7 protein-coding genes are annotated in these 18,771 nt (G+C 54.7%); all 7 read right to left on the bottom strand.

Annotated features, from left to right (window positions below; genetic code table 11):
* Positions 1-57: 57 nt before the first annotated feature.
* The 7 genes from gpJ to B8P98_RS16695 all read right to left on the bottom strand — a co-directional run bounded on the left by gpJ (position 58) and on the right by B8P98_RS16695 (position 18,635).
* Positions 58-12,039 carry a TipJ family phage tail tip protein gene (gene gpJ, locus B8P98_RS16665; protein WP_095033235.1) on the bottom strand — a complete coding sequence of 3,994 codons (11,982 nt, stop codon included), beginning with the start codon at positions 12,037-12,039 and terminating at the stop codon, positions 58-60.
* 62 nt (positions 12,040-12,101) lie between these two features.
* Complete coding sequence (locus tag B8P98_RS16670) at positions 12,102-12,692, bottom strand: tail assembly protein (protein WP_040200292.1); 591 nt, start codon at positions 12,690-12,692, stop codon at positions 12,102-12,104.
* A 46-nt stretch (positions 12,693-12,738) separates the two neighbouring features.
* Positions 12,739-13,416 (bottom strand): PDZ domain-containing protein, encoded by a 678-nt coding sequence (locus B8P98_RS16675; protein WP_157738373.1) that lies wholly within the window; start codon positions 13,414-13,416, stop codon positions 12,739-12,741.
* 60 nt (positions 13,417-13,476) lie between these two features.
* Positions 13,477-14,187, bottom strand: coding sequence for a C40 family peptidase (locus B8P98_RS16680; protein WP_040200289.1), 711 nt, complete (start codon positions 14,185-14,187; stop codon positions 13,477-13,479).
* Position 14,188: 1 nt separating this feature from the next.
* On the bottom strand, positions 14,189-14,944 hold the full coding sequence (locus tag B8P98_RS16685; protein ID WP_040200287.1) for a phage minor tail protein L: 756 nt from the start codon (positions 14,942-14,944) through the stop codon (positions 14,189-14,191).
* Positions 14,941-15,279 carry a phage tail protein gene (locus B8P98_RS16690; RefSeq protein WP_023159871.1) on the bottom strand — a complete coding sequence of 113 codons (339 nt, stop codon included), beginning with the start codon at positions 15,277-15,279 and terminating at the stop codon, positions 14,941-14,943. The genes B8P98_RS16685 and B8P98_RS16690 overlap by 4 nt, the downstream gene beginning before the upstream one ends.
* Positions 15,279-18,635: a phage tail tape measure protein gene (locus B8P98_RS16695; RefSeq protein ID WP_095033236.1), complete on the bottom strand. Its 3,357-nt coding sequence runs from the start codon at positions 18,633-18,635 to the stop codon at positions 15,279-15,281. The genes B8P98_RS16690 and B8P98_RS16695 overlap by 1 nt, the downstream gene beginning before the upstream one ends.
* Positions 18,636-18,771: the final 136 nt, after the last annotated feature.

An 18,771-nucleotide genomic window follows, 5' to 3' on the forward strand; every position in this document is an offset into this window, starting at 1 on the left:
TCCTGGATGATTTTCCCTGGAAAAAGAAAAGGCCCCTTGCGGGGCCATATATTGTTATCAGGTTGATGAACCGCGAATTACGTTGTTATTGCGCGCGGCGAAGGCGTCGAATCTTGAGAGGATGGTTAATACCATCTGTCCGTTACGGTCCAGGTAACAGCCATATCGCAGAACAGCGTCGCCAGTACCGGCAGGGACGACAAATGACATGTTGTCTACGTTCATTGACTCTTGCGCCGTTAACAGGCGTGTTGCTCCACCTGTTTCATACATAAGCTCAATGCCTAGCTCCATACTGCCGCCACCAGACGTAGCGCCTGTGCCACGAAGAAGCATTGCATACGACAGATAGCCAGGATTCAGTCCGCCGTCAGCCCCTGGCGCGTAGGACATCCCCGCTCTGAGTTTCGCGCCGCCGTAGATAGTGATGCTATCCGTCTGGAGGAGTCCACCGCGAATATTGATCACCTGGTCGAAATTCTGCCGCCGGAACCGGGCCAGCTCAAACCACTGCCATGTAGCCTTCGGCACCTTGCGCGTGCGGTGCTGAGCGATGTTGATCGCAAATGACCCGATGTCGCCCTCGATGTGGTTCGCATATACCGTCCCCTGGAACCAGCCGTCAGTCGCATAAACCGCACCGCGAACGATCACGTTGTTGAACTGCGAAGAGCCATCCTTAGCGATACGCCAGCCGCGTGACCCGTCTACAAAGTCATTCGAGCGGATCTCGTTGCCGATCTTCGCGTTCGTGATGGAACCGTCCGCGATTTTGGTTGAGGTCAGGGAACTGTTTTTGATACGTGCCGTATCGATATACAGTTCATTGCCTTCGGCAACCATCACCGGAACAGCCGTCGCATTATTACGGTTAAACAGCGAGAAGCGGTCGGCATAAAGGATAATGTCGCTCGTTTCACCATTGCTGCCCAGCGTAATCCCCGCGCCAACCTTCTTCCCGTTAACCGTCTCAACCTTCATCGACCACAGAGAACTCACCGTACCATTCACAGCCGCCACGGTTTTGGCGGTATTCTGAACGGAAGCACTGAGATCCCCGACACTGGATGTCAGGGTCGTCTGCTGCGTTGCCAGCGCCTCCAGTGCCGTTGCATGCGTCTGCTGGGTACTGGTGATACTGGCCACCGATTTAATCGTGTTGTCCAGCGTCGTCTGGTTTTTGATGTTGGCGGCCGCCTGCGCGTCAATCTGCGACTGAAGCGAGGTATTCAGACTGGCCTGTGTGTTCTGGCTGTCGCTCAGCGTCTTCGCCATGTTATCGACGCGGGAGTTGGCATTATCCACTTTCGTGGCCAGTGCCGCCTGCTGCTGCGCCTGGGCGGTGATTTTCCCTTCGGCATCCGTTACGCGAGCCGTCAGACCGCTTACGGCACTCGCCGTCGCGTCAGAGGCATCCTGTGCCGCTTTCGCATCGGTAACATCCGTGATAACCAGATCGTCGATATACAGCGAATAACCGGGGGTGCCGCTGCCGGAGGCGCCACGGGTGGAGATCCAGACCACCGCGCGTGTTCTGCCACCCCCGTTGTTACTGGCAATACCCGTAAATTTCACCCACTTATCACGCGCACCAAGAGCGGCTTCGCTGACAGTGACCGCCGACTGCCAGGAGTTTTGACCGGCAGCATTCAGTGAGTTGATACCGACCAGCGTTGTCCACCCGGAGGAGGGTTTCTGATCCGCCGGCATCATGGCCCAGAACTCAAACCGGAACTTCGCATCCTCACGGACTGACTGCCAGCTCCCAAGCTGTTTATCGCTGTTGCCGTTATTGTTCGCTTTCCGGCTCACCTGCAGGCTCTTATTGCCGGTGAATTTCTGAGACGCCACCACAACGGCGGTGCCGCCCCCGCCCAGCACATGACCATCTCCGTAGCTTTCGAACGTTCCGTCAACCCACGGATTAGCGCCCTGAGTGCGGATGGTATTGATGGTGCTGGTCAGCGACGTGATGCTCTGCGACTGGCTGGTGATGGTTTTTTCCACCTGGCTTACGCGACCGGTAAGTGAACTCACCGCGGACGTGTCGGCCTTTTTACTCACCGTATCGTTTGTCGACCTGAGGCTGTTCTCCAGCGCCGTTACCGAGGAACTCAGGGAGTCAATATTACCCCCCTGGGCCTTCACTGTGTTCTGGAGCGTGGTAATTGCCGACGCGTTCGCATCAGCCTTCATCATCACACCGCCGGCGGCGCCCAGTCCCATCATTACCCCGTTCACAAACTCGACTGAGGTCGAAATGTGGGCAGTGGCGTCACCACCGGTTGGCGCACGCAGTTCCAGACCATCGCCCGGCCTCATGCCTTTGCGGCCAAGGAGAATATAGGCACCACGATACGGCAGGGAGTTGACGACTTCGGATGTACCACCAAGAGATTCCAGAGCAGACAATATCTTACCTCGGTTGCCAGATGGCTCATCGAATGTCAGGACGCAAACGTAAGTGCCACTGGCCAACGCCTCGATATCAGCCGACATCGTGGCACCATTATTCGCGCTGCCAAAAACATCGTATGTTTTGGAGGTCGCAATCACCGTTGATCCGTCGCTGTGTTTTGCAAAAGTGATCAGCGCCCAGCTACGACCGGGGGTAAACAGGTTATTACCGCTTTCATCAAACACACCATGAGGTACGCTGGAGCCCAAACCACGTGCTGCGACAGTGAACACAGTGCGACGGTTTATGGAGGCCTGTAGTTTGGTAATGTTACTGTTCGCCGCGGTTAAATCGCCCCCCTGAGATATCACCGTGTTCCGTAAATCCTGCAATGCAGAAGCATCAGCCTTCTTACCGATATCGTTCTGAGCGGTAGCCAGTCCGTTTTCCAGTGAGGTGGTTCTATTACCAATAGAGCTGATTGCATCACCCTGCGTCTTAACCGTACTGGTCAGCGAGTCAATAGCGGAACTATTCGCTATAGTCGTTGCGTCTCGACGGGTAACAACGACGTTATAGATTGTGACACCCGCGGTAACGCCTATGTTCGGTTGCAGCCTTGCTGTGGTCGCGCCGACAGGAACGACAAACGTACCGCTTACAGCCTTCTTCTCACCAGCTTGATAACTCAAGTTGTTTGTGTAGACGGTTTTATTGTTGAGAATAGGTCCGTCAAAGCGCAACCCCCAGGCGAAAGTAATTGCCGCATCCACCAAACACATCAGGCTTAAATCCAGCGTATCGCCCGGTGTCACTTCAAACGGTGCGGAGCTCGGTTGCCATCCCCTTGCGCTGCTCACAGCAGCATAACCGTCAACAGTTGTCGCGTTCCCATCCCACCCCTGTGCGTTATTGAGCATCTTGGCGTTAGGGATGAGGTTAGCACCAGACGTCAGGCTATTCTCGATGGCCGTTACACGAGTGCCCTGGCTGGAAATGTCATTACCCTGCTGCGTCACCGTGTTCTGGAGTGTCTGCAGGGATGAAGCATCTGCCTTCTTCGCGACGTTAGCATTAGTGGTGCTAAGACCATTCTCCAGCGACGTTGTGCGATTACCAATAGAGGTAATGGTGTCGCTATGTTGGTTCACTGTCGTTGTCAACAAGTCCACAGCGGACGCACTGGCGCTATCAGTTGGAGAGTTGTTCCAATCGGAAACAACGTTACCAACCTCCAGCTTCGGACTGCTGATGTACACAGTCTGGTCGTTGGAAGCATTGCTCTCGATACGACACAGAATAAGGCGCTTGGTACCCGTGGTAGGGGTATGCTTCCACTTAACCCAATAACGAGCCCAAGAAGTAGTCAGCGTAAAGTATGCGCGGCCATCTGTGTTACCGCTTTTAATACCCTGGCTGGTCTCGGAAGACTTTGTGGTGTTGGGATTATAGAAGAACACCGTCATTGGCTGCCCGTCGACAGCACCTTTCGCGTAGAAGCTGTAAACGTATTCACCAGCATCTACAGGCGCATCGAGTGTGATTTCCCGCAGATCCTTGTAACCGGAGCCCGCTTTTGTCGTTGCGCCAAGTACTGCGTTACCACGATACGTCTCGCTGATCACGTTAGACCATCCGGTCATAGCGCCGGAGTTCTTAATTAAGTTTGTCCCACCGACAGAAATAGAATCAACTTTGTTGTTCAGCGTTGTGACAGACGAACTCGTTGAGGTGATGTCTTTTTCGGTCTGAGTGACACGGTTGGCCAGCGTCGTCAGAGCAGTAGCGTCTGCTTTCTTGCTGACGTTGTTATTAGTCGTCGCCAGATCATTTGTCAGTTTAGTGATGCTGTTACCCTGACTAGTGAGCTGGTCGCCTTGTTGGGATACGGTCGAATTCAGTGTAGAAATCGCACTAGCGTTAGCATCTGCGGTATTTTGCGCATTGTAGGCATCAGTCACTTCGGTAAGGACTATGTCATCAATGAGGAATGAGTTACCCGCCTTAACGCTACTAACGTTAGGGACAGAAATCCTGAACATCGCCTGCTTAACACCGCTCTTCGTTGATTTCAGGTAACCAGAAACCTTCGTCCATTGAGTCGAAGAGAGATCCTTTGCCGCTTTGGTAACTGCTGGCCACTGCCAGGATTCGTCCTGATACTGGAACGATAAGCCAACGGAAATCTGCACGTTGTCGGCCATAGCGGTGCTCTTGGCGTCCAGCTTAATCCAGCATTCTAGATAAAAGACTGCGTTATCCCGAACCTGGAACCCGCTAAATATGTGGTTATCGCTGTTATCAATTCCGGTAGCGTTATAATCATTCGGACGCGTTACACGGATGCACTTATTACCACCGTGGGAGTCATCGGTGCTTACGATAACGCGGTTATTAGACAGGTTGTAGTTAGCCGGGTAGCTTTCAAAAGTACCATCAGGGAGCAAATTAGCGCCGCGTCTGGATTGCTGGCTCAGAGAGGTATTAAGAGACGTAATGCTGCTGTTCGCCGCTGTCAGACCAGTCTCTGTATTCTCCACTCGCCCAGTCAGAGAGTTCAGCGCAGTCTGATCTGCTTTACCAGCCACATTCGCGTCTGTCTGCGTCAACGAATTGCGGAGCTGGGTGATACTTTGCGAATTGCTGACCACATCCTTACCGATCTGGCTAACATTCGAGCTGAGTACGCCTGCTGCGTTTGACAGCGCGGAAACCCCGAGACCGGAGTACATCTCATCAACCTTGTCTGACAGCTTCAGGCCCAGGTTGATATACGCCTGTCCGGTCCACTGGTTCACCAGAAACTCAACGGTATTCCAGCCTGCTTTCAGTTCAAAACTAACGGTACTCGTGCTTGCGTTACCCCAAGCGACCTGAACCCCATTCACAAATACAACGCCGGTATCATCAAACACCCTGCTACCCGGCCCCATTGTGACGGTTGTGTTGGCGGCCACTTTCACCTGGCAGGAATACAGCGCGACCAGATAGCTACCGGCGAACGTGAAGTCCAGTTTGGTCGTATCGGCCACCTCATCCACGGTCGTAGGTGCCACAGCGCGAATATCACTAAAGGACGGAAGTGCCACGCCACTAGCCAGCTGAATAGGATAGATCCGACGAGACCAGCTATTCCGCAGGCCATTGACCAGCCGATTCGACAGACTGGTGAGGTTGTTAGTATTGCTGCGAATATCCTGGCCGTTTTGCTCTACCTGCTGTGTTAACGCGGTGACCGCGCTCGCCTCCGCTTTCTTCTCCAGCGCGGCATTTGTCGTGTTCAGGCTGTTCTGCAGGTTCGTCAGCTGCTGGCTTTGCGAGGTGATATGCCCTTCCGCTGTATTGACCCGGTTCGTTAGTCCGGTAACGGCGCCGGCGGTGGCATCGATGTCCACCCGGTCGGTAACGTCAGTGACGTAAAAATCATCGAAGTAGCGGCTTCCGCTAATCAGATAGTTGCTCATCGTCACCGGCAGGCTGGCTGTCTCCGTCGCTTTCCAGCGACCGGAAATCAGGCTCCAGTTTGTCCCCACCGTACCGCTGTTATATGGACGCTCAAAAACCGGCTGGCCGGCAGAGTTACCGATCCGCAGCTTGTTGTTCCCCGCGCCATTATCCGTCGTCGCTCCGGGTTCCTTGACCCACACCCCGATTTCATAGGTTCGCCCCTGAACAAACGGGATGTATTGCCCCGGAGACACGCTTCCCGGATCAACCTTCAGCGCCCGCGTCCCGCTGTGAGGAGCGGAAACCTCCACCACACTGGTCGCGGTTGACCGCCCGGTATAACCATCCAGCCCGCGTTCAAACGAGGGATTCACGACTAGGTTACCCGGTATCTGCCCGCTGGCATCGATATCTGCCGCGACCTGCGAGAGGCTGTTCGACAGGTTCGTCAGCGAATTGCTCTGGCTCTCCAGCGTTTTGCCCTGCTGCGTCACTTTCGTGTCGAGCGTGGCCAGCGCAGTCGCATCGGCTTTCTGCGCCAGCGCTTTATCGGTATTCGCCAGATTTCCGGTCAGCTTCGTGATGGCGCTGTTCGCAGCCGTCAGGTCATTGCCCAGCTGTTTGACGGTATTGGTCAAATCCTGCACCGCTGTCGCATCAGCCTTTTTGGCCACTGCGGCATTGGTGGTTGCCAGCCCGTTTTCCAGCTGGGTTGTCCGGTTGCCGGTCGAGGTCAGCAGATTACCCTGTTGAGTCACGGTGGTGGTCAGGGAGTCAACCGCCGCCGCCGTGGCGTCCGCAGTATCCTGAACCTTTTGCGCCGCTGTCACATTTCGCATATGCCAGTCCGTAACGAACCATACGGTGCCATACGGGCTGTTCTGCGAGATCTGCAGGAACGGGCGGATATAACCCCTGTCCACCATCGCCTGCGTGACCTTGAAGCGCCAGGTGGTTCTCTGCCAGGTCGCGGAGGGGGATTTTCCGCCACCCGCCATGAGTGGCGCACCGGTGCTAGTATCTGGCCGAACGGCGGTACCAACATACAGATTAAAATTCGCGGTGCCGGCGCCGCAGGCAACCAGTGCGCTGATCTCAATCACATCGTTAAGCGTGGCCGGGAACGCGGCAAAGTTAGGATGGTGATCCCGGCTGGCAATTCTGGCCGCATAACCATACGGGCATCCCGACGGAACATCCTCAGCCGTCGTGGATACCACACTGAACCCCATCTGGTCGTAAGTTGGATCAAATGTCGGGTTGGGAATTAAATCCCCGCCTGATGCGTTTCCGGCCCGTACAGCGGATTTCAGCGAGGTAATGTTGGCGTTAGCAGCCGTCAACCCGGATTCCGTCTTCTCCACTCGTCCGGTTAGCGAGTTCATCGCCGTCTGATCCGCTTTGCTGGCCACGTTCGCGTCTGTCTGCGTCAGCGCATTCCGGAGCTGGGTGATGCTCTGCGAATTGCTGACTACATCGTTGCCAATCTGGCTGACATTCGAGCTGAGTACGCCGGCTGCGTTTGCCAGCGCGGAAACACCGAGACCGGAGTACATCTCAGCAACCTTGTCTGACAGCTTCAGGCCCAGGTTGATATACGCCTGTCCGGTCCACTGGTTCACCAGAAACTCAACGGTATTCCAGCCTGCTTTCAGTTCAAAACTAACGGTACTCGTGCTTGCGTTACCCCAAGCGACCTGAACCCCATTCACAAATACAACGCCGGTATCATCAAACACCCTGCTACCCGGCCCCATTGTGACGGTTGTGTTGGCGGCCACTTTCACCTGGCAGGAATACAGCGCGACCAGATAGCTACCGGCGAACGTGAAGTCCAGTTTGGTCGTATCGGCCACCTCATCCACGGTCGTAGGTGCCACAGCGCGAATATCACTAAAGGACGGAAGTGCCACGCCACTAGCCAGCTGAATAGGATAGATCCGACGAGACCAACTATTCCGCAGGCCATTGACCAGCCGATTCGACAGACTGGTGAGGTTGTTAGTATTGCTGCGAATATCCTGGCCGTTTTGCTCTACCTGCTGTGTTAACGCGGTGACCGCGCTCGCCTCCGCTTTCTTCTCCAGCGCGGCATTTGTCGTGCCCAAATCGCTCGTCAGTTTCGTGATGGACTGACCCTGGCTGGTTATCCTGTCGCCCTGCTGGGTAACAGTAGACTCCAGCCCGCTCAACGCCTCATTCGTACCAGCCAGGCCCGTTTCCGTCTGGCCCACCCGGTTAGTGAGTGATGTTAACGCGGCTCCCTGCGATGTCAGCGTGGCACCCTGTTGCTCAACTTTCTGCGTCAGGGACGTCAGCGCGGTCGCATCGGCTTTTTTCCCGAGGCTGGTTTCCAGGCCTCCGATACGACTCGCCTGCGCACTCTGCTCTGTCGTCAGAGAACTCAGTTCACCAGAAACAGCAGCTTTGTTGTCGTTAAACTGCGTCTGCAGGGACTCTCTGGCCTTAACTTCCGCTGAGATGGCGGTAACGCGCGCCGTTTTTTCCTGGTACAGCAGCCCAGAGGTGACTTTCTCCAGATCGCTGCCCTCATAGGAGCCACGCATCTGCGCCGCCAGCGTGCTGCGTGCCTGCGCTTCGGCGGTCAGCGCGTTACTCAGCGTACTGCGCACATCCTGCAGAGCCGCCGTACTGGCGCCGGGTGCTGGCCGGCCAACGGCGATCCAGTCGAATTCGATAAAGTTGCTGGCATCCTGCTGGTTCGTCAGGTCCAGACGAATACGATCAATGTTCCCTGTCCAAGGAATATCACGCACCGTCAGGGTTGCCACCCCATCGGCATATTCTGGCTCAGCAACAATGTATCGCTTCGTGTTATTGAAGTTTTCGCCGGCAGACACCCAACGGATCTCACCCGCCCAGACTGGTTTGCCGGTTTTACGAAAGCGCAGCATGATGAAGCGGTACGCCGCACCATCGACAGCCAAACCGCCAGGAGAGGTAATGTACGGATCGGTGGCGCTGTCCGCCGGGCGTAACCAGCCATCCTGGGACACTCCCGGTACGCCGGCGCTTCCGGTCCAGCCCTCGGTCGTCTGATTGTTGAAATGCCAGATAACCTGCGAATCGAACTGGATATTAGCGCCGGCAGCGAGGCTGGACATTTCCCGCGCCAGATTTTCATCGGCACTCTTCATTACCTGAGTCAGGCTCTCGATACTCGCCTCAATCCCCTGCGTTGCCGCCAGCAGTTCATCAGCAGCCTGTGCCGCCTTCGCGTTAACATCTGCGATACGATCCGCAGTTTCCTGCTTAACCGCATTGGTTAACGTGGTGTTGACCTGAGACAACGACTGCTTCAGGCCATTCTCGGCAGTTTTAATCTGCGCATTCAATGCGGCATCGCCGTCGGCCAGCGACTTGCTCAAAATTGCTATCTGCTGATTCGCATCAGCGACGGCGGATTTTGCCTCCTGAATCCCCTTGTTTGCCTGAGCCAGACCAGAATCGAGAGACTCATTTACCGAGGTAAGCTCATCCGTGATGGTTTTATTCACGGCGGAGATCTTCCCGTCAACATCAGCAGTGATGCTTTTCGCCGATGCATCAATATCCTGGCTGACTTGCTTCGCCTGATCTGCGGCTTCCTGACGCAGCTCTTCAGCGGTCTGCTCCAGTTCCTGCTGCGTATTGCGGATACCTTCCTGCGTTTCGCTAATGGTGCGCTGCGTTTCCTCCCAGGCATCCGTATCCTTGATCGCATCGGTCAGGTTTTCGTAGTAGTCATCAAAGTTATCGCTGGCCATCCCCTGGACCCAGCCGGTCCACGGGCTTTCATTGTCAAGACGATCCACAAGGCGCGCCCGGTACCAGAATTCGGCGCCCATACTGAGGCCCATCTGCTGATAGCTTTTCCCCGGATAGGCTACGTCTGATAATGGCATTGGCGCACTGCCGTCCTGGTTTTTGCTGTACTGCAATTCCGTGCGCAGCGTATCCCCGGAGCCGGTCGGGAACTCCCAGCTAACCTGGACCCCATGAACCAGCGAACGGGTTGCCAGCGCCAGCGGTGCCAGCGGCTCGCCGACCTTGCCGGTCAGGGTTTTCTCTTCGGAATACGCCCAGCCGCTCGAGATCTCCGCCGCATTGATCGCACGGACGCGAACCAGGTAACGACCGGCATAAATGCCGCTGACCTCAAACGAGGTGGTCGAGCTGCGCGGCACATTAATCCAGTTCCCGTCGTTACGGCGCCACTGCGCCTCGTAGGCAATAGCGCCGCTGACCGCTGACCAGTTAACCTGCATCGTTTCGACGCTGATCCCCTGATTCACGACCGAGCGGGATGTGATGACAATATCGTCAGGAGGTGACTGGTTGCCCGCCGGCAATACGCTAACCGGGCGCTGGTCGATAATAGCGCCGGTATCGATGCGGGGGAATTTATCCGGGTCATGTGCCACGCCGGTGATCGTGAGGGTGGCATCGCTGTTCTCTTTTACCCCTGTAACCCGGTACTGCTGCAGGAAGAGGTCATCGGATTCAATGGCCCAGACGCATTCCCGTTCTGGTGTCTCACTGTACGCCGTTGTGACCGTAATCTGCCGGCGTCCGTTAACAGCCTGAATAGTCCGGCTCTGTGAGATCCCGGATGGCAGGTTTAGCTGGAGGCGGTCGCCAGGTTTGGCATCCACATCACGATCCAGCGTAATCACCCGGCCATTCACCGCGCTGATTCGCCCGCCGTTGACCCGTCCGGCCAGCAACTCATCCGCCAGGGCAATGATATAACCGGGTTGAGGAATGCGACCGTCCAGCCCGACATCAATTTCGACCATGCGGTCCTTATTGTTGGTCAGTATGCCCCACAGCCCCTTACGGTGGGCTTCGCTCTGGCGCGTACAGCCAATCGCCGTCATTTCGAGCTGGTTAAAACTGTAGCGGGAAACCAGTTCCGGGATAAATGCCGGCTCCATTGCATCAGCATAAGCATTATCCGGATCAGACCAGGAAACCAGGGCGTTGGTGTACCGAACCTGGCTGCTGCTGCTCGAATAACGGGGTTTGCCGATAATATTGGCGCGCGTATAGGTAAAATCGACATCACGCGGCATATCAGCCTGCACAACAATCTGCTCACCGTTCCAGCAGGTCATGCCCCGGAAAATGGCGGCAAAGTCTCGCAGCACGGTGTAAGCATCGTTGCGTTCCTGGACATAGACGTTACAGGTATAGCGCGGCTCCATGCCGTCACCACCGCGCCCGTCAGGAACCAGCTGATCGCAGTACTGTGCAATCTGGTACAACGTCCATTTCGAAATATTGGCGCTGCTCAGACGATTACCGAGACCAAAACGGTCAGCTATAACAATGTCGTAATAGATCCAGGCCGGGTTATCCGTCCAGGCCCATTTAAACCCGCCGGTCCAGACGCCGGTATATTCGCGGGTTTCCGGATTGTAGTTATCCGGCACACGAATCACGCGCCCACGCGGCTCACAGGAAATTTGCGGAATGGAGCCATTAAACTGGCTGGAGTCGAACTCGATATAAAGCAGCGCGGTGTTGGGATAACGCAGCTTCGCGTCAATCACTTCGGTATAGCTCTGCAGCGTCATCACGTCGCCAACTTTGACACTGTTTGCATCCGGAGAGATTTTACGCAGGCGTAGCGTCCAGGTACTGCCGGCCTGGGGAAGATCAATACGATGGCTCCGCTCATAACCGGAGGTGGTTTTACCCGTGACAGCGGTTTCCAGCACCGTCTGCCAGGCGCCGCCGTCGGTCTGCAGGTCAATCGCATACTTGACGGTATTGCCCACCACGTCGCCGTCATCTTCCTGTTTCATCAGGGACGGCCATTTCAGGCGGACACGAACGGCAGAAAGCTGGGTATTAGTAAAGGTATGGGTCCAGGCTGTCTTGCTGGAAACTTCCGTTCCTACACTGATTTCATTTTCAGTGCCGGGAATACCCTGAATATAAGTCTGTGCCTGCGTGCCAGGGCGAAATTCCCAAGACACGCCACTGAAGTTTTGCGAACCATCAGCATTTTCAAGCGGAGTGCCATCAAGATAAATATCTTCCCCGGTTAAACCACCTGCAAATTCACCCTCACCTAATGCGAGCAGAATTTTGGCTTTCGCAACGGACTGTAAATCATCCGGCTGTTCCGTCGGTGTACGCTGCTTTGAGCCGCCACCCTTGCGCCCTTTAATTATGTTATTTGCCATATTACGCCCATAAAAAAAGCCACCGCAAGGTGGCCTGAATTGGATGGTTTACTGAATAAAACTTATTGCTGGTCTTCTACGTAAATACCGGCAGATATAATGGCGCCGCCAATTCGCCTTTTGCCATAAAGCAAAGGGACCGGGTATCCCTGAGAGGCAGTGTTCGTCACGCCCCCAAAGGCGTAGGACGCTTTATTGTCAGCGGATTCTTTTCGTGCCAGGCCTGCTGGCTGTGGAGAAAGCATCTGAACGACGCCGCCGAGCATCATGGCGCCGCCAGCCATCATTACATTAACCCCCCACGGCTGATCGAATCCGAAAGTGGCTATAGCTCCAACCGCAACAATGACCGCACCTAAAATAGTCTGAAGAAAACCGGCTTTTTTGCTACCAATGACTACAGGGACAATGCGGATTACTTCCCCGGTTATGGGGAATCCTAAGTCATCTAGACCTATATTTTTTTCATCCTTAAATACCGCATAAGTTAGTCCACGTTCTTTACTTGTAATCATGAATTTTTCGAAGCCTGGTATCGTTGCCGATAATGCCTGCCCTGCTTCATGAACAGTGCTAATTAAACGATAGTGAATTTTCCCAAAAGTTTTACCTAATACTCCAGAAAGTATTATTTTGGTCATTGTTTCCTTCATATATACCCCGGGAATAAAAGCCCGAATATAATCGGGCCTATAATTTTCAAAGACGCACTTCTTTAATTAATTCCTTTCCATTCCTTAAAATGGTGACTTTCACATTATCCCCTGAGTGATACTTTTCCATCACCGAGGTTAAGTCGTACTGGCTTCGCACCGCATCATTCCCTACCGCTGTGATAATATCATCATCACGTAACCCTGCGTTATAAGCAGGTCCGTCATGAGTAACACCTTTTATTATCATTCCTGCGGAATAAGACGTGTTTTGCACTTCATTCCCCTTGGTATCAGACATTCTTGCCATAAAACCCATTCTGACTGGTGCAAATTTCTCAATATAATCATTAATGTATTTATTGAAATTAATAGCAGCCTGATATACATCAGGAACGCATCCAAACATATTTGAGCATGATATACGTACGTTTATTGAGCTAGCACCTGTAGGTAACGGGTTTTTGGTTACTTGGCAAGCGATTGCTGCACTATTAGCAGGGGAATTATATGTTTCTATATAATCACTGCTATAGTTCTGGATTTTCATTCCACAATTCTGATTCACCCACTGTCTTGCAGCAGCCCAAGCTGCATCGCATTGTTTTTGGGATGAACAGCTTGGCGTGGTTCTGTCAATTTCAGCTTGCTGCTTTTGTCTTTCTGAGTTTGATACACACCCTGCTAGTGCTAATGTAGCTAAAAATATCACTACTTTTTTCATATCCATATTCCCATGAGTAAAGGAAGCTAGATGTTACCAAAGAGAAGTGATATATAAAGCCTAAATTAATGTTTTGTATCGAACAATCTTCATTGTCCTTTCCATCCAGTACCCACCATACGGCACGCGCTTGCTGAGATGGCCATACAGGTGATGCAGCAGCAGGTTCCCTTTCAGCAGAATCCCGGCGTGGTTCCACTTATCCGCCTGCACCTGCATGATCACCATATCACCCGGTTGCGGTGGACCATCAAACTCACGGAACCCGCATTCATACCAGCAGTCCTGATAAAAATTGTCCGGATACTCCTTTTCCCACCACGGATAATCGACGCGGTAATCGTGCAGCTCGATGCCGTGGGTTTGCCTAAAATAGCTCATCACCAGGCCCCAGCAATCGTAGTGGCCCAGCACGAATGGTCGCTCGAGGAGCGGCAACTCACCACGCGGGTGGATGGTACGGAGATCGCCTTCTGGCCAGCTGATAATATGCCAGGGGAGAAGGGTCGCGTCGCATTGCGCTTTATCCAGTTCGCTCGGCTGGGTGGTGGCATCAGGATGGCTGTGAACAATACCGGTGATCGTTCCCCATTCCTCAACCTCCGCATAATCCTCCGGCGCCAGCACAAAATTATCTTTCGACTCTGTGGCCAGGTTCCGGCAGGGGAAATAACGCTCCGCTCGCCCCCTCTGGGCGACGAGGCCGCAGGCCTCGCGCGGATATTCTGCGGCCGCATGTTCCTGGATGGCCTTAATCGTTTTCTGACGCATATCAGCTCCTGATTAATGAGGTGCCAGGGAACCCGCCAAACGGCAGTTCGCTATTCTCACCATAACGTAATTTGCAGGCCGTGAGCGTTCCGTTGCAGACATCCTGCGACGGGTCATCAACTGGCTGATTGTTCCTGTCAAAATACCGGGTGCCGGCATAGTCGCACCCGTTACCGCTGCGGTACTGATTGCGGATACACCAGGTGCAAATCGCATGCAGCTGGCGAGTGGGGATCATCATCCCCTGCAGGGCAAACGGGCTGGAGAGAGTAAATTCCACCTTCTCATCGTCTTCATAATGCTTTACGTCGATGAAGAAAAGGCGCCGTTTCTCCTGCGTCGGATCAGCTGAGGCATTCCCTTCCGGAAAGTTCTTCGCATCGAGATACTGTTTTTGCGTGTCGTGGATGACAACCCGCGCCAGAGCCAGATCGTCGTAATGAAGACAGAGCGCGGATATCTTTCCGTCGATATTCCCTACCCGCAGCGTTGGCTGCGCGTCGCTGCCCGTGGTGGAGGACTCGATCCCTTCGATTTCACATGGCCAGGCTTTATACTCCCGCCCCTGCCACCAGATGCTTTTCGCCGGCAGCTTATCCAGGTCGCCGCCAGCGGCGAGGATTTCGGCTGCAGTATGGGGAACGTTATAGCCGTGGAAATACAAAACCTCATCCAGGCCAAACGCCTGGCCATCGATCTCCAGGAGACGAACCTCATCGCCTGGCTCTAACTTCTGATAATTCGCGTTAAGGCTCATGGTTTAAATGCCTGAATAAAAGTGGCTGAAAGTGAGTAATTTCCGCCGCCCAGCGGCACCGGTTTATATTGTTCGCAGCGGTAAAGCCCCACCTCTTCCAGAGGCGGGGTCCACTGAAACGCGCGGGTGCCGGCATGACGGTCGAGGAACTGCTTAATCGGACGGATATAGTCCTCCGTACCGACAAAACTCAGCTCCCAGTCCTGTGATCGGGTGTTAATACCATCGCCGGATACCTGCGTATACCCGTCACCGAACTGCGCCTTTCGGACACGAAAGTTAACGGTCTGCTGGGGATTAACCCGCGGACTCCAGGTGAATATCTCAATAGCCATTAGCGTTGCCCTTTAACTGCATTCCAGACCATCCCGCCAGGGCGCATATCCTGCGCCATCAGCTCCCTGTATTTTTTCTCCACAAACGAGCCGATCTGCTGACCAAACTGCTCAAAACCAGACGGCGCCTGCGTTGAGATGTTTCCGCCTTCAATCGTGATATAGACTTTTGGCCCTTCCGACGCGCCGGCGTTCTGAACACCACCGACAGCGCGTACACCCAGCGAACCATCGCCGGCACGCGTCAGCGGCATGATGGCCTCCGGCCCGGCCTCGCCAAATACGCCGGCCCCTTTTGCGAAAGCGAAGAACTGCGGAGAGTCGTAGACCTGGTTGCTGTAGGCACTTAATGAAGGAGAATCGAAGACACCGCCTTTGGCATAACCCGGTATTTGAAAGTTAAAGTTTTTACCTGCATTCTGAATCGCAGTACCTGTGCCGACATCAGCCGCTCCAGAAACACCACTTGCAATACTCACTCCAGCTCCCACCACGCCCATAATGGTTTGCATGACGGAACTGGTGACCAGCGCCTGAGCAGCCATATCAACGAGGTTTTTTATGACCGACTGCGTGAGCGAGGAAAACAGGTCAGCCATGTTCTCCTTAAAGCTTCTCGTCCGCGTCAGCATGCTCGTCAGGAAGTTGCTTGAGCGCTCATGGGCCGTTTCAAATAACCCGACGGCCAGGCTCTGGAATTCTCCCTGTGATCGGTATAACTCCAGTGACGTCTGATACTGCGCATCGGCGGATTCTTTCGTCGCCTTCTGCATCAGCATTTCGTACTGTTCTTTGCTGATCGCGCTGCCCTGGTAGTACGCCTGCAGCAATGCCTGCCGCTGCGCAAGCTGATTGCGCAGCGAGACCAGTGGATCAACTTCGCCGGCGATATCCAGTGCCGGCGCAGCGATTTCATCGGCATGCGCCTGCAGCAGCTCTTTCGCAGTATCTCTGGCCAGCGTTATTCGTGCGGCCTGGTACTCTTTTTCATCAAGAAGGCGGGCTTTGAAAAGCTCAGCCAGGTCCCGGCTGGCTTCCTGCTCTTTTCGCAGAGTTTCCTGGGCGGGGGAATACTGCGCGGCCAGATCCAGTCGCTGTTTCTGGTAGTTCTCTGCATTCATTAACAGCGCGCGCTGCAGGTCAGCATCACTGGCGCCATTTTTCTTCGCCGCTTCCTGGAGCTCCCTGTTGCTGTCCTTTTCCTGCAGGTTAATTCTGGCCAGGCTGGATGCATGGGCTTCTTCAATTTGCTGCCGCAGCGTTTTGAACTGGTCGACCTGGGACTTACTGCCTTTCCCCGTGCCGGTACCGCCATCGCCGCCCCAGGGATTTCCATCTCCGGTCTCTTTGGGGGGCGTGCTTAACGCTCCTTTCAGATCGTCCGTAAGGGAGGTTATTTTTCCCGATAAACCCAGCTGAGCCAGTGTTTTTGCATCACTGACACGCTTAATGTTTTCCTCGGTTTTGCGGAGTCCCTCGTTAACGCTATCGAGATCCGCCCGCGCCCGCGTCTGGTCTTTTGTCACCCCTTCCAGCTGGCCGAAGGGGTCAAACCCTTTCAGGCTGTCGATACGACTGTCGGCATCCTGAATCTCTTTTATCAGCTGGTTACGCTGCACGACCTGGTTTTCGTACTTATCCTCCAGGTCGAACTGCTTCACATTTAACTGGTTAAGCGAGAGGCGCATCAGCGCTTCACTGGTTTCCACTACGGCATCTTTTAAATCAATGGCCGATTGCCGGGCTTCTTTTGCCTGTTGATGGAAATACAGTAATGCAGAGCCAGCCAGCGTCGCCGCGCCAACCGGACCACCAACAAAAGCCAGGGCGCCTCTTGCCAGGCCCACCGCAAAGGAGGCCGCACGGGCTGATATCGACAATTGCCGGTTTGCCGCTGCCAGTTTCAGTTTCGCCTGGCTGGCCAGATTGGTTTGCTCAGTTTCCTGTCGGATGAGGCGGGTAAACTCATCCTGGTAACTGATATTCATCCCGTACTGTTTAGCCGTCCGCTCCATCTGCCGGTAGTGGCCAAACTCAGCGTCGTTCTGTTTCAGGATGGCCGCTGTCGAATCCAGCGTTTTGCGGGCAATATCCGCATCAGCCTGCGCCCGCGCTTTTACCGCCGCCTGGCTTTCCCGCCAGGCCGCGATATTCTCCCGCAGCCCTGCAGTCAGTTTCGTGGATAACACGGGGATCAGGCTGTAAAGCGCCACGCTGGAGACGGTGTTGAAATTGTCTGCCAGGCTGTTCAGTGCCTCCGTGGCAACCTGAATCCCGCTGCGGAGTGGCCCGTTACTGCTCTGCCCGATCTTAATGACCATCCCTTCAAACGCACTGCTCAGCCCCAGCAAATCGCCGTTCAGGTTGTTAACCCTGATGGATGCCTGCTCATGCGCCGTTTTGGTACCGGTCAGGGAAGCGGTCAGCTCATCAAGCTTTGAACGGTTCTGGACCAGGATAGACGCCGCATTCAGGTTCTCCACGCCAAACAGTTTTACGGCCTGGGCCGTGGAGAGATTTTTCCCGGAAAGAGTGGTCAGCGCCTGGCTGAGACCAACCACGGACGGCTTGAGGCTCTTGTCCGTGCCCTTTTCCAGGTTCAGGATGACGTTACGCAGCGCCGTGCCGGCTTCACCGCCTTTAATTTCACGCTCTGCCAGCACCTGAATCGCGGCATTCAGCTGCTCAAAACCAACGCCGGCCTGTGCGGCTGCAACGCCACCATTTTTAATGGCGGCCGCTGTATCCACAATCTCCGACGACCCGTATTTCGCGCCGGCGGCCAGCACGTTGATATAACGATCCGCTTCCTGCGTGCTCGCCCCGTACTGGTTTAAGGAGAGCGCCAGCGTTCTGGTCGCATCGGGCAGCGTTGTGCCGGCGGCCTGCGCCAGGATAAGCGCGCTGTTCGTAGCCTTCTGCAGTCCATCGGACGTTTTTAAAAGCTCCGGTTTAGCCGACGCCATCAGCTTTAACGCTTCGGCGGCCTGGCTGGCGCTGTACTCTGTCGTGCGCCCCATTTCCTGCGCAGCCAGATCCAGCGCTTTCATTTCAGCTGCAGTCGCACCGGTGATGGCCTGCAGGTCTGATAATGCCTGTCCATATTGTCTGGACGTGGTGACGATCGTGCCGATGGAAAGGCCGGCTCCTGCCAGCCCCGCTAGCCGGCTGGCCATCCCGGATATCGACAGACCGACCTTCTTATAGGCGTCCTCCGTCTTTTTCGCGTCCGCCTGGGCATTACGGTTAAACCGTCGTGACTGGTTCTCCGCATCGCCATACGCTCCCAGCAGCTGGGATTTAAAACTGGCTGCGTTCAGGTGCAGCCCGACCGCTAAAGATGCGACGTCTGCCATTACATTAACGCCCTCATGACTGCCGCGCATTCATCATCGACCCGGGATGGCGCAGGTGTGGTTTCGGTAGGTGGCGCGTTTTCATCGCCAGGACGGCGGAAAATGCCCTGTTTCAGGAAGTAGGCTCGCCAGTGGT

The sequence above is a fragment of the Klebsiella quasivariicola genome, assembly GCF_002269255.1.
Taxonomy (GTDB): Bacteria; Pseudomonadota; Gammaproteobacteria; order Enterobacterales; family Enterobacteriaceae; genus Klebsiella; species Klebsiella quasivariicola.

Bases quoted from the DNA above. Each gene is read 5' to 3' on its own strand.
- gpJ (WP_095033235.1), bottom strand. From the start codon at position 12,039: ATGGCAAATAACATAATTAAAGGGCGCAAGGGTGGCGGCTCAAAGCAG.
- B8P98_RS16670 (WP_040200292.1), bottom strand. From the start codon at position 12,692: ATGAAGGAAACAATGACCAAAATAATACTTTCTGGAGTATTAGGTAAA.
- B8P98_RS16675 (WP_157738373.1), bottom strand. From the start codon at position 13,416: ATGAAAAAAGTAGTGATATTTTTAGCTACATTAGCACTAGCAGGGTGT.
- B8P98_RS16680 (WP_040200289.1), bottom strand. From the start codon at position 14,187: ATGCGTCAGAAAACGATTAAGGCCATCCAGGAACATGCGGCCGCAGAA.
- B8P98_RS16685 (WP_040200287.1), bottom strand. From the start codon at position 14,944: ATGAGCCTTAACGCGAATTATCAGAAGTTAGAGCCAGGCGATGAGGTT.
- B8P98_RS16690 (WP_023159871.1), bottom strand. From the start codon at position 15,279: ATGGCTATTGAGATATTCACCTGGAGTCCGCGGGTTAATCCCCAGCAG.
- B8P98_RS16695 (WP_095033236.1), bottom strand. From the start codon at position 18,635: ATGGCAGACGTCGCATCTTTAGCGGTCGGGCTGCACCTGAACGCAGCC.